Here is a 19,943-nt window from a genome sequence, read left to right as displayed (position 1 = left end):
TGAGCGTCAGAGTGGTCGTATGACCACGAACTGGACGCTCACCATCGACTGTGCGGACCCGGCGGTGGTCGCGCGCTTCTGGTGTACGGCGCTGGGCTACACCGAGTCGGATCCGCCCGCGGGCTGGGACACCTGGGAGGACTGGCTGACCGCGATGAACGTTCCTGAGGACGAGTGGAACGACGGCGCCTCGATCTCCGACCCGAACGGCGTGCTCCCGTCGATCTCGTTCCTCAAGGTCCCCGAGCCACGGACCACGAAGAACCGCCTCCACCTGGACCTCCAGGTAGCCGGTGGCCGCTCCGAACCCCAGCACCTCCGCGAACAACGCATCCGCACCACCGCCGCCAACCTCATCACCGCCGGCGCCACCCTCGTCCGCGAGGTCCCCGCCGAAAACTCCACCACCCTCGACCACCTCTGGCTACAAGACCCCGAAGGCAACGACTTCTGCGTCGTCTAGCCGGGCATCCAAGGGCATCCCGGGGCAGATCGAGCTTGTTGTCCACAAGGGCATTTCAGAGCACGAGATTCTGCGCTCGCGGTGGATAGCCTGCCTCGGTGCGGATCAACGTGTATGTCGACGGCTTCAACCTGTACTTCGGCTCCCTCAAGGGCCGGCCGTACAAGTGGCTGAACCTCGAGAAGATGTGCAGCCTCTTACTGCCCCGGTTCGAGCTTGGGCGGATCAGGTACTTCACGGCGCTCGTGAAGGAACGCCCTGACAATCTGCACGCGCCGGTCCGGCAGCAGGCGTATCTGCGGGCGCTCGGCACGCTGTCGACTGTGGAGGTACACCTCGGCAGTTTCCTCACCAAGCCCACTCGGATGATGCTTGCGAACCCGCCCAGCTCTGGGCCGCGGACGGTCGAGGTCATCAAGACCGAAGAGAAGGGCTCTGACGTCAACCTCGCGACCTACCTACTGGTCGATGCGTTCCGGGACGATGCGGACGCCTTTGCGGTCGTCAGCAACGACTCCGACCTGACCGAGCCGATCCGGATCGTCCGGCACGAGCTCGGGAAGGTGGTGGGGCTGCTCAATCCGCAGCCGGTGCCGAGCCAGCGTCTGCTGACCTGCCGACCGACGTTCGCGAAGCAGATTCGGTCCGGTGTCCTGGGAGCCAGCCAGTTTCCCGAGAGCGTGACGGGCCGTGGAGGATCCGTGATCCGCAAGCCCGCTGGGTGGTGAAAAAGCAGAAGCCCCACCGAAGTGGGGCCTCGCACCCAGCCACCGAAGCAACTGGGGGAATAGTCAGAGGCTAGCTGACGATCTTCTTCCGGGCAACACAGGGCTAGCCGGGGTTGATGTCGGCGAAGGCGAGGGGTTGGCGGGTGCAGAGGTAGGTTGCCCAGTGCAACTTTTCGGGGGTGCCGGAGGGGTTGCGGGTGATGTGGAGGAGTTCGCCGGTTTCGCGGCCGGAGATGGTTCGGTAGGTGTCTTCGGCGATCTTTTCGAAGACGGCGGGGGACTGCCACTCGGCGGCCGCGGGGGACTTGGCCTGGAGTACGCCGTTCTTGACCGTGAAGTCGAACGGGCTGCCTTCGGTGAACCAGGTGCCGAGTACGCCGGCCAGCTCCGCGGGAACGTCGACGCCGGGGACCCACGGGTCGGCCGGGAGCGGGTCGTCCTCGAGGACCTTGATCACCAGGTCGGTCGCGAGCGCGCTCGGCGCGGGTGACGACGTCGAGCCGAAGAGCGCGATGCCCGCCGTACCGGACTCGCGGTGGACGAACGTCGACGTGATGTGACCCGGCATACCGCCGTCGTGCCCGACGAACAGCCGGTCGCCGCGGCGCAGCAGCATGAACCCGAGCCCGAACGCGAGCTGCCAGCGGTCCACGTCCGCCATGATCTGCACCTGGCACATCTCGTCGAGGGTGTCCTTCGACAGCACCTCGTCGACCGGGTTCGCGATGAACATCGCCCACTTCGCCAGGTCCTCGGCCGTCGACGCGAGCCCGCCGCAGGCGTCCATCGCGCCGATGTCGAGCAGCGGCTCGCGCACGGGTACGTCGGACCACGGCGGCACGTAGTACCCGGTCTGCGCCGGTCCGCCGTCCATGCCGACCGTCGTACGGCGCATCTCCAGCGGGTCGAGGATCCGCGCCTTGACCGACTCGTACCAGGACCGGCCGTCGGTCCGCGCGACGATCTCACCGAGCAGCGCGAACACCAGGTTGGAGTAGTGGAACCGGTGGTGCGGCTTGCCGATCCGCTCCGCGTCGTTCCACCCGTCGACCAGCTCGTCGCGGGACGGGAACTTCATCAGGTCCCACACGTCGCCGACCGGCTCACGCTGCATGCCGCTGGCGTGGCTGAGCATCTGCCGGACGGTGATGCCCTCGTGTTTGCTGCCCGGGATCAGCTTGTCGACCGTGTCGTCCAGGTTGAGTTTGCCCTCGTCGCGCAACGCCATGATCGTGACCGCGGTCAGTGTCTTGCTCTGCGATGCGATCAGGAACTGCGAGTCCGCGGTCGGCGGTACGCCGGGACTCTCCAGGTCGGCCGATCCGGCACCGGTCGACCAGGCCAGCTTCCCGGCGCGGGCGACAGCGCCCACCACCCCGGGAACCCGGCCCTTCGACTGCCGTTCGGCGACGATACGGGTGAGTGCGTTCTGCGTCTGCTCGGCGATATCTGTCACGAGTTCCGACCTTAAGGGAGCGAAGTGACAAAAGGCAGAGGTTTGGTCGGGGGGATGTGCGAGGCTTGAGGGGTGCGCATAGCGGTGCTTGGGCCTCTCGCGATGTGGGCGGCCGACGGGACTCCGCTCGACATCCGCGGCGTCCGCCTGCGCGGGCTGCTCGCGCGCCTTGCGCTGTCCGCCGGGCGACCGGTCAGCGTCGAGACACTCGTCGACGGACTCTGGGGCAGCGAGGCCCCCAGCGCGAACGCTCTGCAGTCCCTGGTGTCCCGCCTCCGGGCCGGCCTCCCCGCGACCGAATCGAGCATCTCGGTGCAGTCCGGCCCGGCCGGCTACACCCTGACGATCGGACCGGACTGTGTCGACGCCCTCCAGTTCGAAGATCTGGTACGCCGCGGCCGCGCCCTCCTGAGGACCGAGCCGGAGCAGGCCCACACCCTCCTGACCCAGGCCGACAAGCTGTGGCGCGGTGAAGCCCTGACCGACCTCCGCGACCTCCCGTTCGCCGCAGTCGAGGCGGACCGGTTGGCCGAGCTGCGCCTAGCCGCCGCGGAGGACCTGGCCGAGGCCGCCGTCACCTGCGGCCAGGCGCGCGACCTGATCAGCAACCTCGAACAGCTCGCCGTCACCCATCCACTCCGCGAACGCGTGCACGAGCTCCTCATCCGCGCGCTGTACGCCGACGGTCGCCAGGCGGAGGCGTTGGCGGCGTACGAACGGGTCCGGACCACGCTGGCCGACGAGCTGGGCGCCGACCCCGGCATGCGACTCCGCGACCTCCACGTCTCAGTACTGCGCGGCGACAGCGTCGACCCGACCGCTAGGTCCTCCGCCGTACCAGCCTCTGCACCGTCAGCGCCGCGCAGCAACCTGCGTGCGCCACTGACCAGCTTCGTCGGCCGCCGCGAGGATGTGGCCGAACTGACCCGTCTGCTGAGCAACGGGACCCGACTCGTCACCATGGTCGGTCCTGGCGGCGCCGGCAAGACCAGACTGGCCACCGAGGCCGGCCGGACGCTGGTGGACCAGAGCGGCGACGGCATCTGGTTCGTAGAGCTCGCGCCGCTGGGTGACGCTGCCGACGTGGCACCAGCCGTCCTGTCCACCCTCGGCGCCAGCGAGTACGTCGACCTGCAGCCGGGCGGCTTCGCGCCGAAGCACATCCCGACCAGCCGGGCCGCGACGCTCCGGCTCGTCGAGGTCATCGGTGACCGCCGCATCCTGCTGGTGCTCGACAACTGCGAACACCTGATCCAGGAGGTCGCGGGGCTTGTCGACTCCCTGCTCGCCTCCTGCCCGCGGCTGCGAGTGCTGACGACGAGCCGCGAACCGCTGAGCATCCCGGGGGAACACCTGCATCCGGTCGGCCCGCTGGGCATGCCGCCCGAGGACGAGCCCACCGACGACGACTACCCGGCGATGCAGTTGTTCGTCGACCGTGCCCGCGCCGTACGCCCGGACTTCGCGCTCATCGACAAGAACCGGGAGGCGGTCGCCGAGATCTGCCGCCGGTTGGACGGGATGCCGCTGGCGATCGAGCTGGCCGCGGCGCGGTTGCGGGCGCTCACCCCGCCGCAGATCGTGGACCGCCTCACGGACCGGTTCCGGCTGCTGACGAGTGGCTCCCGGACCGCACTGCCCCGCCACCAGACCCTGCGGGCGGTGGTGGAGTGGAGCTGGGACCTGCTCGACCCGGACGAGCAGGCAGTCGCACGACGGCTCTCGTTGTTTTCCGGCGGCGCCACGCTCGATGCGGCCGAGCAGATCTGCAGCGACGACCGCATCCCGCCGGAGGCCGTCCTCGGGGTCCTCGCGTCGCTTGTGGACAAATCCCTGGTGGAGGCCGCGGCCGACGAGCGGTCCGTGCGCTACCGGATGCTGGAGACGGTCCGTGCGTACGGCGCCGAGCAGCTGAAGGCCTCGGGCGAGTACGACCACTTCCGGCGCAAGCACACGGCGTACTTCAGCCGGATGCTGCGCCGGGCGCGACCGAAGCTGCGGACCGGTGAGCAGATCCAGTGGATCGCCCGGATGACTGCCGACAACGAGAACCTGCTCGACGCGCTGCGTACGGCGATCGACATCGGCTCGGCGCGGGTCGCCGTACAGATGGTCGCCGTGCTGGGCGAGTACTGGACGATGAGCGGTCGTCCGGCCGAGGCGGTCAACTGGATGCGGGCGGCCCTCGCCGTACCGGGGAAGAGTGCGCCGCTGGACAAGGCCGAGGCCCTGTACCTGCTCGCGCTCGGGCAGATGTCGAGCGGCGAGGACCCGGCCAAGTCTTTCCAGCAGATGATCCGCGGACTGGCCACGGTCCGCTGGATGACCCGGCGGCACCAGCAGCTCATCGACGCCGGGATCGGACTGTTCACCAACGCGGTCTGGGCCGCGATCCGGCGGGACAAGGCGACCTGCTTCCGTGAGCTCGAGGCCGCGGGAGAACATCCCGATCCGTGGGTCCGGAACATGGGCGTGATGATGGGCGCGATGTTCCGCGAGAACGAGGGCGAGGTCGACCAGATGGCGGCCAACCTGACGGTCGCGCTCGACGGTTTCCGCCAGCTCGGCGACCGCTTCGGTACGTCGATGGCGCTGCGCGGCCTCGCGAGCTTCCAGGCCAGCACGGGTGAGCACGGTCAGGCGCTGGAGTCGCTGACCGAGGCGCTCCGCCTGATCGAGGAGCTCGGGACGACCGAAGGTGTCGCACAGTTGCTCGGCGGGGCCGCGATGAGCCGGATCGAGCTCGGCGACATCGATGGCGCGCGGGCGGACCTCGAGCGCGCCCTGCGGCTGTCCGAGGAGACAGGCTCGCGCGGCGGCCAGGCAATGGCGTACATGGGCCTTGCTCGGATCGCTTATCGGACAGGTGCGCTGGACGAGTCGAGAGATCTGGCGGAGCGCGCGTACGGGATGCTCGATCTCGAGGCCGAGCGGGTCGCGCCGCACGGACAGGCGAGCATGCTCGCGCAGCTGAGCCGGACGAACGCGGCCACGGGGGACCTCGAGCTGGCGCAACAGCGCAACCGCGAGGCCGTGCGGTTGGCGCTGACCACCGAAGACATGCCGCTGATCGCGGCCGTGGTCGAGACCGCGGTCGATGTGGATGTGGCAGCCGGCGAGAGCGAGCAGGCGGCGCGGACGCTCGGGATGGCGACCGTACTGCGGGGCATGCGGTCGATCCCGGACGGCGACGTACAACGGTCCGTCGATCGGCTACGTGATGCCTTGGGCAACGAAAGGTACGACGCCGCGTATGCCGCCGGCGCCGCGCTGACACGTGACGAAGCGATCGCCGAGCTTCGCAAACGCTTCAGTTCCGACTAGGCCGTGATCAACTGCACCGCAAGGTCCCGCAGCGACTTCTGCACCTTCTGCTCCGGCGGCCGCGGTTCGGCCAGCATCCAGTCGTAGACGACGGTGTTCACCGCACCGAAGAACGCCAGCGCCAGGAACCGGAAGTCCTTGCGCTTGATCTCACCGCGCTCCACCGCGGTGTCGCCGAGGTCGCGGACGTTGCCGATCAACAGCTCCCGGAACGCGATCCGCTGCTCCTCGACCGCCGGGCTGGTGCCGACCACCTCGACGAACGAGATCCGCGCCCGGCGGAGGTCGGCCATGATCGTTCGCAGGTACGAGTCGACGGCCGCCGTGATCCGCTCCCGGACCGGTCGGTCGGCGGTCCGGCGGAGCGCATCTCCGGTGCTCCGGACCGCCAACTCGATCACCTGCGCATGGACTGCGAGCAGCACGGCTTCCTTGTTCTGGAACTCGTGGTAGAAGTGCCGGGTCGACACTTTCGCCTGTGTACACAGGCGTTCCACGGATGTCGCCGGATATCCTTCGGTCCCGAAGAGCTCGAGCGCAGCGGCCAGCAACCGTTCCCGGCGCGCGGCCTTCCACTCCTCGACTGACCGCCCGGAATAACGGCGTACGGAGGGTTCCCTCATCACACCTCTTGTCGCTACCCCGTGCCAGATGCCGGACATCCTATCCACCGCTCGGCGCAGGTGTAACCGGGTTACCTCCTGGTCAGTTCGGCTTGGTGTACCCGGTCGCTCCGTCGAGCAGCTCGCGGATGATGTCGAGATGGCCGACATGCCGCGCGGTCTCCTCGATCATGTGGCACAGCACGTACCGCAACGAGGCCGCCTTCTCCGCCGGCTGACCCTTCTCGACGAACTCGAGCGGGAGGTCGGCGATGGTCTCGTTCGACCGGCGGCACTCCTCGTCGTACTCGTCGAGGAGCTGGGCGAGCGGGACGTCGTCGACGAACATCTCGGCGTCCACGTGCGCGCCCTCCTTCCACGGGGTCTGACCCGTGTCCGGGACGCCGGCGAGACCCAGCTGGAACCACGAGTACTCGACCCAGCGCAGGTGGGCGACGAGACCGGCCGGGGTCATCAACGGTGAGGTGGGCAGAACCTTGCGGTGGGCATCTTCCTCGCCGAGCCCGGTGCACTTCATCCGGACGAAGGAACGCTGCAGGTCGAGCCATCCGATCAACTGAGCGCGCTCTCCGGCGGTCAGGGACGGACGTTGTACTTCGGTCATGCGACTAACTCCTTGGTGGAACGGAGCCACCCGGTCAGCCGCAGGCACGGCGGACGGGCGGCACGACAATCGGACTCGACATCGCGCTCACCTCCTCTCGCCGCCGGAGGTGTCGAACCCCCCGGCAGGAGGACCGTATCCGATCACCGCCCGGGAGCAAACCACATTTCTGGCACTCTAGTTCTGACAAGCGCCCGCACCGCGCAACGAGGTGACACGTGGATCCACGGTTCGACCTGCCGCTCTACACCCGCGCTGAGGTGGCCCTCCAACTCGGGCTGCCGGCGACGACGCTCGGCGACTGGTTGCGGTCCGGGGCGCTGGAGGCCGGGAGCGGCGGGCGCGGTGAGCCGACGATCACGTTCGCCGGGCTGGTCGAGACGCACATGCTGCGGCACCTGCGTCGTACCGGGTTGTCGCTGCAGGCGATCGGCGAGGCGGCGGTCGCGCTCCGGTCGCGGGCCGGGCGGCACTATCCGCTGGCCTGGTCCGGTCTGGCTCACGACGGACGCGACCTCCTGGTCGAGATCGCCGCCGAGGGTCGTGAGGCAGGCTGGGAGCGGATCCGGGACAGCCAGGGCGGGTTCCCCGGCGTACTACGCCGCGGATCGGCGGCGATCGGCTGGGCGGACGACGGGTACGCCGGAACGCTGCGACTGGTGATCTACCACGACATCGACGTGATCGTGGACCCTTCACGCTCCTACGGCCGCCCGATGGTCGACGACGTCCACGTGGAGGACGTGATCGACGAGGTCCGCACCGGGGCGTCGTACCGCGAGATCGCAGCCAAGTTCCACCTGGAGGACTTCGAGGTCGAAGCCCTCGTCCGCCCTCACATCCGGCCCCCCGCCTTCCGCAAAGCCCGCCACCTACAAACCCAACCCGATTCCCTCCTCTAACTGACAGACCCCGCGCTGCTAATGACAGGAGGTAGTCCTGTGCCTGGCCCGGGGTGCCGCGTGCGGTGGGAGTCGGAGGGGCGGTTAACGCGACTACCTCCTGTCGTCAGTGGGTTCAGCGGTTGTCTTTGATTCGTTTGGCTTTGCCTAGGGAGCGTTCCAGAGTGTGGGGAGGGACGACTTCTACGGTGGCGGTGACGCCTACTCGGTCCTTGATGCGGCGGGACAGGTTCCCGGCGGCGGTGGTGTAGTCGGTCAGGTCGGGGGCGGCTTCTACCTGGACGGTTAGTTCGTCGAGGCGGGTGGGGCGGGTTAGGACGCAGAGGTAGTGGGGGGTCAGGCCTTCTACCAGCAGGATTTGTTCTTCTATCTGGGTGGGGAAGACGTTGACTCCGCGGACGATCATCATGTCGTCGGTGCGGCCGGTGATCTTCTGCATGCGGCGCATGCCCGGGCGGGCGGTGCCGGGGAGTAGGCGGGTGAGGTCGCGGGTGCGGTAGCGGAGTACGGGGAAGGCTTCCTTGGTCAGGGTGGTGAAGACCAGTTCGCCTTCGGAGCCGTCGGGGAGGACCTCGCCGGTGACCGGGTCGATGATCTCGGGGAGGAAGTGGTCCTCCCAGATGTGCAGGCCGTCCTTGGTCTCCACGCATTCCTGCGCGACGCCCGGGCCCATCACCTCGGACAGACCGTAGATGTCGACCGCGTGGATCCCGGTGCGTTCCTCGACCTCGGCGCGCATGGCTTCGGTCCAGGGCTCGGCGCCGAAGATGCCGATGCGGAGCGACGTGTCGCGTGGATCCAGCCCGCGGGCAGCCATCTCGTCGACGATCGACAGGAAGTACGACGGCGTGACCATGATGATCCGCGCGCCGAAGTCGCGGATCAGATCCACCTGCCGCTCGGTCATCCCACCGGAGACGGGTACGACGGTGCACCCGAGCCGCTCGGCCCCGTAATGCGCACCCAGCCCGCCCGTGAACAGACCGTAGCCGTAGGCAACATGGCACACATCGCCCGCACGCCCGCCGGCAGCGCGGATCGACCGCGCCATCAGGTCGGCCCAGTTGTCCAGATCGCGCTGCGTGTACCCGACCACCGTCGGCCGACCCGTCGTACCGGACGACGCATGCACCCGCGCCACCTCGGTCCGCGGTACGGCGAACATCCCGAACGGATAGTTGTCGCGCAGATCTTTCTTCGTCGTGAACGGCAACCGGCCCAGATCCTCCAACGACTGCAGATCACCGGGCTTGAACCCGACACCGTCCAACGCGGCCCGATAGTGCGGCACGTTCTCGTAAGCCCGCCGCACAGTTGCCTGCAGCAACGACAACTGCCGGGACCGGAGCTCGTCGACGGAGAGCCGTTCGCCGGCGTCACGCAACTCTGTCGGGCAAGGCTCACCGAGCATGGAGAACCCCTAAGGACGAGTGAGCAGGGTCGCGATGCCCTGACCGACACCGATGCACATGGTGGCCAGCGCGTACCGGGCGTCGCGGTGGCGAAGCTCCAGGGCCGCGGTCAGAGCGAGGCGGGCGCCGGACATCCCCAGCGGATGGCCGAGGGCGATGGCGCCACCGTTCGGGTTGACGTGCTCGGCAGCGTCAGGGAGGCCGAGCTGCCGCAGTACGGCGAGCGACTGCGACGCGAACGCCTCGTTCAACTCGATCACGTCGATGTCCGACAACGCGACCCCGGTGCGATCGAGCAGCTTCCGGGTCGCGGGCGCCGGCCCGATCCCCATGATCCGAGGCGGTACGCCGGCCGCGGCCGTCCCCACAACCCGGGCCAACGGATTCATCCCGAAGCGTTCCACCGCCTCCCCGCTCATCACGAGCAGCGCGGCGGCCCCGTCATTCACCCCCGACGCGTTCCCGGCCGTCACAGTCCCCGGCGATCGGAACGGCGTCTTCAGACCGGCGAGAGCTTCGAGCGACGTCTCCCGCGGATGCTCGTCGGCATCAACCACGGTGACCGCCCCACGCTTGCCCGGCACGTCGACGGCAACGATCTCCTCGGCCAACCGCCCGTTCGCCTGCGCCTTCGCGGCCCGCTGCTGCGACCGCAACGCGAACAGGTCCTGATCCTCCCGCGAGATCGAGAACTCCGCCGCGACGTTCTCCGCCGTCTCCGGCATCGAGTCGATCCCGTACTGCTCCTTCAGCGCCGGGTTCACGAACCGCCACCCGATCGTGGTGTCGAAGATCTCCGCCTGCCGCGAGAACGCAGTCGTTGCCTTGGGCATCACAAATGGCGCCCGCGACATCGACTCGACCCCGCCGGCCACGACGATGTCGTTGTCTCCGGCAATGATCGACCGGGCTGCACAAGCAACCGCGTCCAGCCCCGATCCGCACAGCCGGTTGATCGTCGTCCCGGGCACCGAGTCCGGCAGTCCGGCCAGCAGCACCGCCATCCGGGCCACGTTCCGGTTGTCCTCGCCGGCCTGGTTCGCGCAGCCGAGGATCACGTCGTCGATCAGCGTCGGGTCGAGCGCGGTCCGGTTCAGCAGTGACGAGATCACGTTCGCCGCGAGGTCATCAGGTCGTACGGCGGACAGCGCGCCGCCGTACCGCCCGATCGGGGTCCGGATGCCGTCGACCAGGAACGCTTCGCGACTCATGACTGCTCCTCAACAATGGTTCCCGACAGTTGGCGGCTCCGGCCGCGGAACTCGGCGATCACCTCGTCGCCGCGGGTGACTGTGACGTCGTAGATCGCGTTCCGGCCGAACGTCGTCCGCTCGGCAGCCTCGGCGACCAGCAGGTCACCGGTGCGGGCCGGGGCGACGAACACGATGTCGCAGGCCTGCGCGACCGTCACCTGGTTGCGCGAGTTGCAGGCGAACGCGAACGCCGAGTCGGCCAGACTGAACACGAATCCACCATGCGCGATCCCGTGCCCGTTGACCATGTCGTCGCGCACCGTCATCTCGAGCCGCGCCGTACCCTCGCCGACCGCCACCAGTCGCATGCCCAGCCCGGCGCTGGCGGTGTCCTCCGCCCACATCGCCGCGGCCACCTTGGCTGCCAAGTCCATGAGCCCTGCCCAATCGAGAAGACGGCTTGTGACACCCTAGTACCGGTTGCGCCAATGACTGTAACATCGCAGGCATGACGACCGACCTGCTCTCCACCCATCGCGAGCGCCTGGACGGCGCACTGGCGGCGATCCACAGCCGCGGCTACCACTCCGCGTTCCCCGAGTCCCCGAGCCCTCGCGTGTACGGCGAGACCGCGGCGGCCGACGGCAAGGCGGCGTTCGAGGCGCATCTGGCGAAGACCTATGACCTCGAGATCCCCGGTGCGCGCGGAACGGTCGTCACCGAGCAGTCGCCGTTCGGGATCCCGATGGACGTCTCGTACCCGCGGGTGGTCGAGGAAGGCCTGGACGAGCTGCTGACCGCGGCCCAGCAGGGCCTCGCGGACTGGCGCCGGGCCGGGATCGACGGGCGGACCGGCGTCGTGCTGGAGATTCTCGACCGGCTGCACAAGCGGGTGTTCGAGTTGGCCAACGCGGTCCAGCACACCAGCGGTCAGGCGTTCGTGATGGCGTTCCAGGCCGGCGGTGCGCACGCGCTCGACCGGGCGCTCGAGGCCGTCGCGTACGCGTACGAGGAGATGAACCGCTACCCGGCGACCGCGACCTGGGAGAAGCCGGCCAAGGGCGACCCGATCCGGATGGAGAAGACGTTCACCGTCACCGGCCGCGGCGTCGCGCTGGTGATCGGCTGCAACACGTTCCCGACCTGGAACTCCTGGCCTGGTCTGTTCGCCTCGCTCGTCACCGGCAACGCGGTCGTCGTGAAGCCCCACCCGCTGGCCGTTCTGCCACTGGCGATCACCGTCGACGTGTGCCGCGAGGTGCTCGGCGAGGCCGGCTTCGACCCGAACCTGGTCACCCTGGCCACCGAGCGGGCCGGCGACGGCCTGGCCAAGCCGCTGGCGCAGCGCCCCGAGGTGAAGCTGATCGACTTCACCGGCGGCAGCGAGTTCGGCGAGTGGCTCGAGCAGAACGCGACCCAGGCGACCGTCTTCACCGAGAAGGCCGGCGTCAACGCGGTCATCATCGACTCGACCGACTCCTTCAAGGCGCTCTGCAACAACCTCGCCTTCACCCTGAGCCTGTACTCCGGCCAGATGTGCACCACCACCCAGAACCTGTTCATCCCCGCCGGGGGGATCGAGACCGACGAGGGCCACAAGTCCTTCGACGAGGTCGGCCAGGGCATCGCGACCGCGATCAGCAAGCTGCTCGGTGACGACGCCCGTGCGGTCGAGATCCTCGGCGGCATCGTGAACCAGGCCGTGATCAGCCGCCTCGAGCTCGCTCCGGAGTACGGCGACGTGGTGCTGGAGTCCCGCGCGATCGAGCACCCGGCCTTCCCGGACGCCGTCGTACGGACGCCGCTGCTCGTCGCGATCGACGCCGACGATGCCGAGGTGTACGGGCGGGAGTGCTTCGGCCCGGTGTCGTTCCTGGTCAAGACGGCCGACACCGCCCAGTCGATCGACCTGTTCCGCAAGACGGTCACCGAGGACGGCGCGATGACCGCCGGCATCTACTCGACCGACACCAAGGTCCTCGACGAGGCTCGCGATGCGGCCCTCGACGCGGGCGTCGCCCTGTCCGAGAACTTGACCGGCGCAGTCTTCGTCAACCAGTCGGCCGCCTTCAGCGACTTCCACGGCACCGGAGCGAATCCGGCCGCCAACGCGACGTACACCGATGGTGCGTACGTCGCGAGCCGCTTCCGCGTGATCCAATCGCGCCGACACGTTGCGTGATCGGCCCGAGGCACGATCATGCACACAAGGTGAGATTGACGTTAAAAGATAACTGAGTGCTACTACTTGCGTTTCCAGATCCCAGCTCCGATACTCTCAGTTAGTTGAGAGCGCGACAATCAGGTAGCACGGGGGATCTGGGGTGGAACTGGGGACGGGCAGACATGCCCAAGTAGTGGTGCTGGTGCCTGCGCACAACGAGGAGGCGGCCCTGCCGGCCGCATTGAACTCGCTGTGGCAGCAGACCCGGCGACCGGACCGCGTGATCGTGGTCGCGGACAACTGCACGGACGGGACCGTCGCGCTGGCCACGGGGCCGGCGCGGAGGTCTTCGAGACCGTCGGCAACGTGCACAAGAAGGCGGGCGGCCTCAACCAGGCGCTGTCGATCCTGCTGGAGGTCCTGACACCGGCCGACCGCATCCTGGTGATGGACGCGGACGGCGTACTTGCGCCGCGGTTCGTCGAGACCGCTCTGCGCGAGCTGGCCGACGAGTCGGTCGGAGCGGTCGGCGGCATCTTCTGGGGTGAACCCGGCCACGGGTTGGTCGGTGAGCTGCAACGCAACGAGTACGCGCGGTACGCACGCGACATCGATCGGAAGAACGGTCGCGCGATGGTGCTGACCGGTACGGCGACGCTGCATCGCGTCGACGTACTCACCCGCGTCGCCGCCGCGCGTGGCCGCGACCTGCCGGGTCCGGCCGGCCTGGTGTACGACACCACCGCGCTGACCGAGGACAACGAGATCACCCTCGCGATCAAATCGCTCGGGTTCCGCTGCGTGTCCCCGGCGGACTGCTGGGTGGTCACCGAGGTGATGCCGGGCTGGCGTGACCTCTGGCGTCAGCGTCTCCGCTGGCAGCGTGGAGCCATCGAGAACCTGCGGGCCTACGGCCTCAACCGGGTCACGCTTCCGTACGCCGCCCAGCAGGCAGGCATGGGCGTCGGGCTGATCGCCATGTGGTCGTTCGTCCTGCTGACGATCCTGACCGCCGGCAACGGTCTGCGCGTCCAGCCGTTGTGGCTCGCGGTCGGGCTGATCTTCGTCGCCGAACGCGTCGTGACGGTCCGCCGTCGCGGCGCCCGGCCCATGCTGCTCGCCGCCCTGATGGTCGTCGAGTGGGCCTATGACCTGTTCCTCCAATGCGTTCTGCTGCGCGCGGTCTGGGATTCGGTACGCCGGGCCGAGGCCCGCTGGCATCACGTCACTTCATTCAATCCACTGATCACAAGGAAGTCTCATGTACGGACACCAAAGTTTGACCTTGCCCGCCGGAACCACGTTGGCCGCCACCGGCGCGGCAACAAACACCCTGGCCCTGATGGTGGCCGGGTTCGCACTCCTGTTCGCCGGACTCGCGGTGCTGAAGTTGCTGCCGAAGCGTCGTTGAGCTGACCCTGATGCGGAAGGTATGACTGATTCATCTCCATCCGCCGATCCGTCCAGGAGAACGACCGTGACTGAAAGCTTGACCGAGGCACTCGCTTACTACGACAGCTGGCTGGCGTTCAACCAGCGCTATCAGCGGGTGCCCGGCATCCAGGTCGCGGTGTACGCCGGGGACGCGATCGCGTTCTCGGCGGCGTACGGGTTCGCGGACGTGGAGAACGGCGTACCGCTCACCGAGCAGCATCTGTTCCGGATCGCCTCGCATTCGAAGACGTTCACCGCGACGGCCGTGCTCCAACTGGTGGAGCAGGGCCGGCTGCGGCTGGACGACAAGGCGGAGCAGCACGTCACCGAGATCGTCGGCACGCCGCTCGGTCAGCGGACCGTCCGCGAGCTGCTGGCACACGCCGGCGGTGTCACCCGGGACGGTCTCGACGCGGACTGGTGGCAGCTGTCGACCAGCTTCCCGGACCGCGACGAGCTGCTCGAGGTACTCCGGCTCGAGTCGTCGGCGGTCATCTCCGAGAACGACCGCTTCAAGTACTCGAACATCGGCTACGGCCTGCTCGGTCTCGTCATCGAGGCGGCATCGGGTGCGCCGTACAACGCCTATGTGCAGACCGCGATCGTGGACAAGCTCGGGCTGGCCGGGCTCGGTCCGGAGCTCGATCCGGCCCGGCTGTCGGAGTACGCCGCGGGGTACAGCGCGCTGGCGTACGCCGACACGCGCGTGCCGATCGAGCATGTCGACACCCGGGCGCTGGCCTCCGCGACCGGGTTCTTCGGCAACGCGCGCGACCTCGTCACGTACTTCTCCGCGCACCTGCCCGGCGACGACCGGTTGCTCACCGACAAATCGAAGCGCGAGATGCAGCATCCGCTGTGGATCACCGGCTCCGACGACAAGGCGCGGTACGGCCTCGGTCTCTCGGTGACGAAGGTCGGTGACGTGGACGTCTTCGGCCACGGCGGCGGGTACCCGGGCCACATCACCCGGACCCTCGTCGACCCCGAACGCCGACTGGTCGTGTCCGCGCTGACGAACGCGATCGACGGTCCCGCGGCGCAGCTCGCGGAGGGCCTGCTGCGGCTCCTCAACCTGGCCGACTCGCAGGACCGCGTGGAGGAAGCGGGGCTCGGTCGGTTCACCGGCCGGTTCGCGAACCTCTGGGGCATCACCGACTTCGTCCTGCTCGGCGGCCGGCTGTACGCGACCGACCCCACCGGGCCGAACCCCGCCGACGAGCCCCAGGAGCTCGAGGTGGACGGCGACACGCTGCGGGTCACCGGCGGCAACGGCTACGGCTCGTACGGCGAGTCGTACCGCTTCACCTTCGACGCGAACGGCGCCGTCGAGTCGGTCCGCGGGTCGAGCGGCCTGAGCCTGCGCCCGATCGACGAGTTCACCCTCCCGGAGCGCGTTACCGTGACCAGGTGACCATTCACGGCGACCACCCGTTCCTCCCGCCCGAGTCCGAGCGGAGTCCGGTACGGCGGTTCCGCGGGCGGCTGCCGTCCCCGGTCGGGCTCTGGACGACGGCGTACGCCGGGAAGCGGGCCGGGCTCACGGTGTCGTCGATGATGGTCGCGGACGGTGAGCCCGGGTACGTGATCGGGCTGATCGACCCGGTCTCGGACCTGTGGGAAACGTTGCGCGAGGCAAGGACCGCGGTGGTGTCGCTGCTCGGCGAGCCACACCGGCAGCTCGCCGACGCCTTCGGGTACGTTGCGCCGGCCCCGGGCGGGCCGTTCCGGTTGATCGACTGGACGGACACCGCCTGGGGGCCTGCCCCGGTCGGGGTCAGCACCTGGGCCGGCTGCACGCTGGTCGACCAGGACCCGCCTGAGGTCGGCTGGGGCCTGCAGGTGCAGCTGGAGATCGTCCACGTCGAGCTCGGCGCGGACGACGTACCAGCTCTGGTCCACCGGCGCGGACGCTACGGGACGATCTGAAATCTCTTTGACGACTCAGGCTAATGGCATTAGCCTCTGAGCTATGGTTGTTAAGAAGTCGTTGACGCCCGCCGCCGTGGTCGAGGTGGCGCTCGGCATCGTGGACGAGCACGGGCTGGAAGGCCTGACGCTCGCCGCCGTGGCGCAGCGCTGCGAGGTGGCCACGCCGTCGCTGTACAAGCACGTGGCGAGCCTCGCCGAGCTGAAAGCGCTCGTCGGGGTTCGGGTGCTGGACGACATGACGGACCGGTTCACCGCGGCCGTTCTGGGCCGTGGCGGCGACGAGGCGGTGACCGCGCTGATGCACGCCTACCGCGCCTACGTCACCGCCAACCCGAAGCGGTACTCCGCGATGCCGATGGATCCGCTGCACGACCCGATCCAGAAGGCGGCCGGTGCGAAACAGGTCGACGTCATGTTCGCGACGCTGCGCGGCTACGGGCTGGAGGGTCCGGCCGCGGTCCACGCGGCCCGCCGGCTGCGGGTGCTCGTCCACGGCTTCGCCTCCATCGAGTCGGCCGGCGGCTTCGGCCTGCCCGAAGACCTCGACGGCACCTACGACCAGCTCATCCAGATGTATCTCGCCAGCCTGAGGAACGAATCATGAGAATCCCCCTGTCCGTCGCAGGTGTGCTGTTCCTGCTCTACCCCGCCCTCCGCCCGTGGCACGACGAGACGACGATGTCGGGCGCCTCGGCCGCGATGGGTTCGACCGCCTGGGTCGTCGCGCATGTGTGCGCGATGCTCGGCTTCATCCTCGTCGCGATCGCCTTGCTGGAGATCGACCGCAGGGCCGCGATCATCTTCTGGATCGGCGCCGGCCTGACGCTGCCGTACTACGGTGCCGAGGACTTCGGTCTGCACGCGATCGCCGCCCAGCCGAACCTGCTCGACCTGGCCGACGCCGTGCGCTACAACCCGGTCTCGATCACGATGTTCGGCCTCGGCCTGCTGACCATGGCGGCAGCCGCGATCGTGGTCGCGGTGCGGCTGAAGACCGTGCCGGCGATCGTGTTCGCCGTAGGTTTCGGTCTCTTCCTGCCGCAGTTCTTCGCCCCGCCCGCCGTGCGGATCGTTCACGGTGTGCTGCTCGCCGCCGGTTGCGTGTGGCTGGCATCCAACCCGAAGCGGGTGCGGGCTGCGCTCAGTCCGGCCTGAGGATCTAGTGTTGGCAGCATGCGTGCCACAGTGATCCATGCGCCGTTCGACGTACGGCTGGAAGAGCTTCCGGACCCGAAGATCGAGGGGCCGGGCGATGCGGTGGTCAAGGTTGTTGCCTCATGCATCTGTGGGTCGGACCTCTGGCCGTACCGTGGTGAGCCGCCGGTCAAGGAGCCGCGGCCGATCGGGCACGAGTTCGTCGGCATCGTCCAGGAGGTCGGCTCGGACGTCCGGACTGTGAAGGCGGGCGATTTCGTCGTCGCGCCGTTCGTGGTGAGCGACGGGACCTGCCCGCACTGCCTGGCCGGTTACCAGACCGCCTGCCAGAACATGGTCGGCTACGGCGGCGGCAAGGCTGACGGCGGCCAGGGTGAGTACGTGCGGCTCCCGTACGCCGACGGCACGCTCGTCGCGACCCCTGAGGTGCCCGACGACGCGCTCGTACCGTCACTGCTCACGCTGTCCGACGTGATGGGCACCGGCTGGCACGCGGCGCGATCCGCGCGGGTGAAGGCCGGCGACACGGTAGTTGTCGTGGGCGACGGTGCGGTCGGGCTGTGCGGCGTACTCGCGGCTTCCCGGATGGGCGCGGAGCGGGTCGTTGCCTTGTCGCGGCATGAGCCCCGTCAGAAGCTGGCCAGGGAATTCGGTGCCACGGACATCATTTCCGAACGCGGCGACGCGGCGCGGGACGCCGTACTCGAACTGACCAAGGGCGTCGGGGCCGACGCGGTGCTGGAGTGCGTCGGCACCGCGCAGTCGATGACGACCGCGTTCGACGTCGCCCGGCCCGGGTCGACGGTCGGCTTCGTGGGCGTGCCGCACGACGTCGAGCTACCGATCGGCACGATGTTCAGGCGCAACATCGGGCTTGCCGGCGGCGCCGCACCGTGCCGGGCGTACCTGCCGGACCTGATGACCGAGGTGCTGGCCGGGGAGATCAACCCGGGCAAGGTGTTCGACTCGGAGCTCCCGTTGGCCGACGTCGCGGAGGGCTACGTCGCCATGCACGAGCGGCGTGCGATCAAGGTGCTCCTGCGGCCCTGATTATGCGCAGTCCGACTGCGCAGAGGGTTTTTTCAGGCCGTGAATGTGCGCGCTCTCACACTGTCAAGGTGCGCGGGTCACGGCTGCGCAACGCGCCTGCGCGGAACGTTGACACCCGATGCGAGCCGTCCCAGAGTGGCACAGTCAAGGGGGCATCGTTGTCACAGGCGGCTCCATCCAATGATCGGAGAGTGAATCATGCGTGGTGGTCTGAGTAAGACCCTGGCGCTGGTGGGTGCGGCGGGTCTTCTCGCGGTGAGCGCCTGCGGAAACAGCGACGACAGCGGCGGCGGTGGCTCGTCCGCGAACAAGGACGTCACTGTCTTCACCTGGTGGGCCGACGGTGGTGAGAAGGCCGGTCTGGACGGCCTGGTGTCGGTGTTCGGCACCGACTGCAAGGACTACAAGTTCGTCAACTCGGCGGTTGCCGGTGGCGCAGGCTCGAACGCGAAGCAGGTGCTGGCCAACGACCTGCAGGCGGGTAAGCCGCCGTCCACGTTCCAGGCGCACGCCGGTGCGGAGCTGAAGGACTACATCAACGCGGGCCAGGTCGACGACATCAGCCAGCTGTACAAGGACTTCGGGCTGGACAAGGCGTTCCCGCAGAACCTGATCGACAACCTGACCGTCGACGGCAAGATCTACTCGATCCCTGCCAACGTCCACCGCGCGAACGTGGTCTGGGCGAACCCGACGGTGCTGAAGAAGGCGAGCATCGACGGCACCAAGGCTCCGGCCAACGTGGACGCGTGGATCGCCGATCTGACCAAGCTGAAGGCGGCCGGTGTCACGGCACCGCTGGCGATCTCGAAGGGCTTCGCCCAGGAGATGCTGGTCGAGGCCGTACTGCTGGCCGAGCTCGGCCCGGACAAGTTCAAGGGTCTGTGGGACGGCAAGACCGACTGGGCCGGTGGCGACGTCACGGCGGCGCTGAACAAGTACAAGACGCTGCTCACGTTCACCAACACCGACCGCGAGGCGATCGACTGGCCGGACGCGCTGGGCTACGTGAACTCCGGCAAGGCCGGCTACACGCTGATGGGTGACTGGGTCGCCGCGCAGCAGGTGGCGGACAAGATTCCGGACACGGCGTACACCTACTGGCCGGCCCCGGGCACCGAGGGCGACTTCCAGTTCCTCTCGGACTCGTTCACGCTGCCGACCAACGGTGCCGACCCCGACGGCGCCAAGTGCTGGCTGAAGACGGTCGGTTCGGCCGAGGGCCAGAAGGCGTTCAACACCAAGAAGGGCTCGATCCCGGCCCGCTCGGACGCCAACCCGGCCGACTACCCGAAGTACCAGCAGTCGGCGATGGCGGACTGGAAGAGCAAGACGATCGTTCCGTCCTGCGCCCACGGTGCCGCGTGCACGCTGGGTCAGAACAACGACATCCTGTCCGCGATCAGCCAGTTCAGCGGCAGCCCGGACGTCGCCAAGCTGCAGTCGGCGCTCGGTACCGCGATGAAGACGAGCTGATGCAGGTCGAGTTGCGGAACCAGTACG

General features: G+C 68.4%; 19 protein-coding genes. 13 read left to right on the top strand and 6 right to left on the bottom strand.

Annotated elements, in window-relative coordinates; translation table 11 throughout:
• The first annotated feature begins 19 nt into the window (after positions 1-19).
• Complete coding sequence (locus OHA10_RS09735; protein ID WP_371405840.1) at positions 20-463, top strand: VOC family protein; 444 nt, start codon at positions 20-22, stop codon at positions 461-463.
• Positions 464-561: 98 nt separating this feature from the next.
• A complete protein-coding gene (locus OHA10_RS09730; RefSeq protein ID WP_371405839.1) occupies positions 562-1,191 on the top strand; it encodes an NYN domain-containing protein in 630 nt (209 codons plus the stop codon).
• Between the two features lie 103 nt (positions 1,192-1,294).
• On the opposite strand, the gene OHA10_RS09725 is transcribed toward OHA10_RS09730, so the two are convergent.
• The gene (locus OHA10_RS09725) at positions 1,295-2,647 is read right to left on the bottom strand and encodes a serine hydrolase domain-containing protein (RefSeq protein WP_371405838.1); all 1,353 of its coding nucleotides are present in this window, start codon (positions 2,645-2,647) and stop codon (positions 1,295-1,297) included.
• Positions 2,648-2,731: 84 nt separating this feature from the next.
• Between OHA10_RS09725 and OHA10_RS09720 the strand changes: the two genes are divergently transcribed.
• Positions 2,732-5,971 carry a BTAD domain-containing putative transcriptional regulator gene (locus tag OHA10_RS09720; protein ID WP_371405837.1) on the top strand — a complete coding sequence of 1,080 codons (3,240 nt, stop codon included), beginning with the start codon at positions 2,732-2,734 and terminating at the stop codon, positions 5,969-5,971.
• On the opposite strand, the gene OHA10_RS09715 is transcribed toward OHA10_RS09720, so the two are convergent.
• Positions 5,968-6,594 (bottom strand): TetR/AcrR family transcriptional regulator, encoded by a 627-nt coding sequence (locus tag OHA10_RS09715; RefSeq protein ID WP_130442845.1) that lies wholly within the window; start codon positions 6,592-6,594, stop codon positions 5,968-5,970. The genes OHA10_RS09720 and OHA10_RS09715 overlap by 4 nt on opposite strands.
• An 82-nt stretch (positions 6,595-6,676) precedes the next feature.
• A complete protein-coding gene (locus OHA10_RS09710; RefSeq protein WP_371405836.1) occupies positions 6,677-7,198 on the bottom strand; it encodes a DinB family protein in 522 nt (173 codons plus the stop codon).
• A 218-nt stretch (positions 7,199-7,416) separates the two neighbouring features.
• Here OHA10_RS09710 and OHA10_RS09705 point away from each other — a divergent pair, with 218 nt between their 5' ends.
• Positions 7,417-8,100, top strand: a complete 684-nt coding sequence (locus OHA10_RS09705; RefSeq protein ID WP_371405835.1) for a hypothetical protein — start codon at positions 7,417-7,419, stop codon at positions 8,098-8,100.
• A 115-nt stretch (positions 8,101-8,215) separates the two neighbouring features.
• Here OHA10_RS09705 and paaK read toward each other — a convergent pair whose 3' ends face one another.
• From paaK to paaI, 3 genes are read right to left on the bottom strand one after another with little or no spacing between them, the layout of a single operon-like run.
• On the bottom strand, positions 8,216-9,511 hold the full coding sequence (gene paaK / locus OHA10_RS09700; RefSeq protein ID WP_371405834.1) for a phenylacetate--CoA ligase PaaK: 1,296 nt from the start codon (positions 9,509-9,511) through the stop codon (positions 8,216-8,218).
• Between the two features lie 9 nt (positions 9,512-9,520).
• Complete coding sequence (pcaF, locus tag OHA10_RS09695; protein ID WP_371405833.1) at positions 9,521-10,723, bottom strand: 3-oxoadipyl-CoA thiolase; 1,203 nt, start codon at positions 10,721-10,723, stop codon at positions 9,521-9,523.
• A complete protein-coding gene (gene paaI / locus OHA10_RS09690; RefSeq protein ID WP_371405832.1) occupies positions 10,720-11,139 on the bottom strand; it encodes a hydroxyphenylacetyl-CoA thioesterase PaaI in 420 nt (139 codons plus the stop codon). The genes pcaF and paaI overlap by 4 nt, the downstream gene beginning before the upstream one ends.
• Before the next feature lie 74 nt (positions 11,140-11,213).
• On the opposite strand from paaI, the gene paaN reads away from it, so the two are divergent.
• From paaN to OHA10_RS09645, 9 genes are all read left to right on the top strand, one after another.
• Entirely contained in the window at positions 11,214-12,887 is a 1,674-nt protein-coding gene (gene paaN / locus OHA10_RS09685; protein WP_371405831.1) for a phenylacetic acid degradation protein PaaN, read from the top strand.
• Between the two features lie 142 nt (positions 12,888-13,029).
• Positions 13,030-13,293: a glycosyltransferase gene (locus tag OHA10_RS09680; RefSeq protein WP_371405830.1), complete on the top strand. Its 264-nt coding sequence runs from the start codon at positions 13,030-13,032 to the stop codon at positions 13,291-13,293.
• Positions 13,236-14,285, top strand: a complete 1,050-nt coding sequence (locus tag OHA10_RS09675) for a glycosyltransferase family 2 protein (RefSeq protein ID WP_371405829.1) — start codon at positions 13,236-13,238, stop codon at positions 14,283-14,285. Before OHA10_RS09680 ends, OHA10_RS09675 begins: the two co-directional genes overlap by 58 nt.
• A gap of 61 nt (positions 14,286-14,346) precedes the next feature.
• The gene (locus tag OHA10_RS09670; RefSeq protein WP_371405828.1) at positions 14,347-15,717 is read left to right on the top strand and encodes a serine hydrolase domain-containing protein; all 1,371 of its coding nucleotides are present in this window, start codon (positions 14,347-14,349) and stop codon (positions 15,715-15,717) included.
• A complete protein-coding gene (locus OHA10_RS09665) occupies positions 15,714-16,232 on the top strand; it encodes a flavin reductase family protein (RefSeq protein ID WP_371405827.1) in 519 nt (172 codons plus the stop codon). Before OHA10_RS09670 ends, OHA10_RS09665 begins: the two co-directional genes overlap by 4 nt.
• Positions 16,233-16,275: 43 nt before the next feature.
• The gene (locus OHA10_RS09660) at positions 16,276-16,839 is read left to right on the top strand and encodes a TetR/AcrR family transcriptional regulator (protein ID WP_371405826.1); all 564 of its coding nucleotides are present in this window, start codon (positions 16,276-16,278) and stop codon (positions 16,837-16,839) included.
• Positions 16,836-17,390 carry a hypothetical protein gene (locus OHA10_RS09655; protein WP_371405825.1) on the top strand — a complete coding sequence of 185 codons (555 nt, stop codon included), beginning with the start codon at positions 16,836-16,838 and terminating at the stop codon, positions 17,388-17,390. Before OHA10_RS09660 ends, OHA10_RS09655 begins: the two co-directional genes overlap by 4 nt.
• Before the next feature lie 18 nt (positions 17,391-17,408).
• Positions 17,409-18,440 carry a zinc-dependent alcohol dehydrogenase family protein gene (locus OHA10_RS09650; protein WP_371405824.1) on the top strand — a complete coding sequence of 344 codons (1,032 nt, stop codon included), beginning with the start codon at positions 17,409-17,411 and terminating at the stop codon, positions 18,438-18,440.
• A 198-nt stretch (positions 18,441-18,638) separates the two neighbouring features.
• On the top strand, positions 18,639-19,916 hold the full coding sequence (locus OHA10_RS09645) for an ABC transporter substrate-binding protein (RefSeq protein WP_371405823.1): 1,278 nt from the start codon (positions 18,639-18,641) through the stop codon (positions 19,914-19,916).
• The last annotated feature ends 27 nt before the right edge of the window (positions 19,917-19,943 follow it).

The sequence above is a fragment of the Kribbella sp. NBC_00662 genome, assembly GCF_041430295.1.
Lineage (GTDB): Bacteria > Actinomycetota > Actinomycetes > Propionibacteriales > Kribbellaceae > Kribbella.
Note: the sequence above shows the minus strand (reverse complement) of the source record. Positions and strands in the feature narration are given on the sequence as shown.